2 protein-coding genes and 1 pseudogene are annotated in these 2,458 nt (G+C 71.1%); 2 read left to right on the top strand and 1 reads right to left on the bottom strand.

Annotated features, from left to right (window positions below; translation table 11 throughout):
- Window positions 1–153 precede the first annotated feature (153 nt).
- Entirely contained in the window at window positions 154–525 is a 372-nt protein-coding gene (locus B3587_RS07975) for a hypothetical protein (protein ID WP_013350234.1), read from the bottom strand.
- Window positions 526–1,115: 590 nt separating this feature from the next.
- On the opposite strand from B3587_RS07975, the gene B3587_RS07980 reads away from it, so the two are divergent.
- Window positions 1,116–2,060: an alpha/beta fold hydrolase gene (locus B3587_RS07980; RefSeq protein ID WP_035964342.1), complete on the top strand. Its 945-nt coding sequence runs from the start codon at window positions 1,116–1,118 to the stop codon at window positions 2,058–2,060.
- A gap of 230 nt (window positions 2,061–2,290) precedes the next feature.
- Window positions 2,291–2,458: pseudogene (locus B3587_RS07985) on the top strand (integrase core domain-containing protein); the annotation flags it as partial.

Genomic DNA, 2,458 nt, shown 5'->3' on the forward strand with positions numbered 1-2,458 from the left:
CGAAAGACATAGGGGCACCCCCCCCGAGGGGCGGAGCCGACATGCGGCGACGGCGCCACCCTCGCAAGCGTGACGCGTCGCTCGGCCGGGCTCGGCGATGCAGGCCCGCCACAGGTGGGCGTGGTGGTGATGGCCACGCCCACCTGTGGTCGCTCAGGAGCGGGCGAAGAACATCTGGTTGACGGACTTGTTCGCACCCCAGGCGGAGGTGGGGCGGGCGCCCTTGCCGAGCTCCCACGCGATCGTCACCGAGCGACCACGCGTGATGGAACGCAGGCGCGAACCGGTGTGCACGTCACCCACACGCGAGGACGTCTTGGCGTTGATCACGGCCATGACCTGCGCCTTGCTCGCGTCGGCGGGCACCCGCACCGTCACGAACTGCCAGTTGTTCGCGCCCCAGAGGGCGCGGTCCTCGCGGTAACGCAGCACGCCGTCGTCGTCGAGGCGCGCCACGACCCGGGCCTGAGCCGCGGTCTTGGGCATGTACCGGTCCACCTGGAAGGTGCGCTGCACCGCCTTCACTGCGGGGACGCTCGGACGGGTCGTCGGGCGCGTGGTGGGCGTGGTCGTGGGGCGCGTCGTCGGCGCGGGCACCGTAGTCGCGGGCGACGTGGGCCGCGGCGTGATCGCCGGGACCGAGGTCGTCGGCGCCGGGCTCGTCGGCCGGGGGGCCGTCGTCGGGTACACGCAGCACCGGAGCGGGGACGCCGTTTCTCCATGTGATGTCCCGTGTCGCCTGTCTGATCGACCCCGGCCTCACCTTCCGTAGCCGCGATGCCGAGGCCTGGTCCACGTTCTGCGGGCCGTCCGGGCGTGGACGGGCACGCCCGGCGCCGGCACAGAGCGTCCGAAGTGCCACGGGGCGGGCCGGCAGACATGATCCGGGCGGGACGCGGCCCCCCACCGGGGGTGACCCTGCCGGGCCGCCGGGTCCGGACCCGGTCACGCGGCTCTCGGGACGGGCTGGGCGCGTACCTGCCGCTCTCAGCGCCCGCGACAGGGAGTTCCGCGAGTAGGCGACGGAGGTCGGGGGCCGGACATCCCGTTGTCGGCAGGTACGGTAGGGTCATACCGTCGAGCTCCCCGCCCGAGGGCATGACGAGGAGGTCAGCATGGCTCTGCGCGAACTCGAGTTCACGTCGCACAACGGCACCGACACCATCCAGGCCTGGGTGTACGAACCGGCGGTCACGCCGGTGGCGGTGGTCCAGCTCATCCACGGTCTCGGCGAGCACTCCCGCCGGTACCTGCACATGACGGCCGCGCTGGTGGATGCGGGGTTCGTCGTGGTCGCGGACGATCACGCGGGTCACGGTCGGACGGCGATGCAGTCGGGGACGTGGGGTGACGCCGGTGACGAGTCGGCGACGGTCATCGTGCAGGACGAGGTGACGCTGTACCGGAAGGCCAAGGAGCTGTTCCCCGACCTGCCGTACGTGGTGTTCGGCCACAGCCTGGGGTCGATGATCGCGCGGGCGCTGGTGCTGCAGCCGGGTGTCGAGGTCGACGGGCTCGCGCTGGGCGGTATCGCCGTGGGCATGCGCGGTGTCGAGTCGACGCTGGATCGCGAGGCCCTGAAGGCTGCCGTGGCGGCCGACGGTTCCGCCCCCGCTGCGGATGCGTTGGTGGGCCAGCTGTTCGACGGCTTCTACGACCGCCTCGGCCCGGACTTCGGCCCGACGGACTGGGTGGCGCGCAACGCGGACGTCGTCCGTGATCACGGCCGCGACCCCTTCAACAACTTCGGCGCCCCCTTGAGCAACCGGTTCCTGCAGGGCTTCGTCGACGTGTACGACCAGGCCAACGGCGACGACTTCTTCGACCGCCTTCCGCAGGTTCCCGTCGCGATCTTCGCGGGCGCGGAGGACCCGGTGACCAACTACGGCGAGGGTGCGCGCGAGGTCGCCCGGCGCCTGGAGGAGAAGGGCCACGACGTCGAACTCCACATCTACCCCGACGTCCGCCACGAGGTTCACAACGAGCCCGAGACCCGCGCCGAGATGGAGAACTCCCTCATCGAGTTCGTCCACCGCGCCGCCGGGCGGGACGACGCCTGACCCCCGAGGCGCACCCGGCCGCTCGCGCCCAAGCACCGTGACGGGGCCCTGCCGTGAGGATCGTCTCTCGGCAGGGCCCCGTCGGTGATGTAAGGTCTCAGGCCATGACGGGACGCACGCGTCGCCCAGCGAGGGGCTCGTCCATGGTGACCTCGCGAAGCGGAGGATGTCGCCGGTGGCGCAGCGAGGGCGAGAGGCCTGGCCACGGGTGACCTCGCCGAAGTGAAGGCGAGGATGCCGAGAGCAGGCTCCGCGACGAGTGCCTGAACATCAACAGCTTCTACTCGCTGCTCCACGCCCAGGTCGTGATCGGCGACTGGAAGACCGAATACAACCACGACCGCCGGCATTCATCGCTCGGCTACCTCGCACCCGTCGACTACGCTCGGCAATGCACC

Origin of the sequence: Microbacterium sp. UBA837 (assembly GCF_002296025.1) — a bacterium.
Taxonomy (GTDB): domain Bacteria; phylum Actinomycetota; class Actinomycetes; order Actinomycetales; family Microbacteriaceae; genus Microbacterium.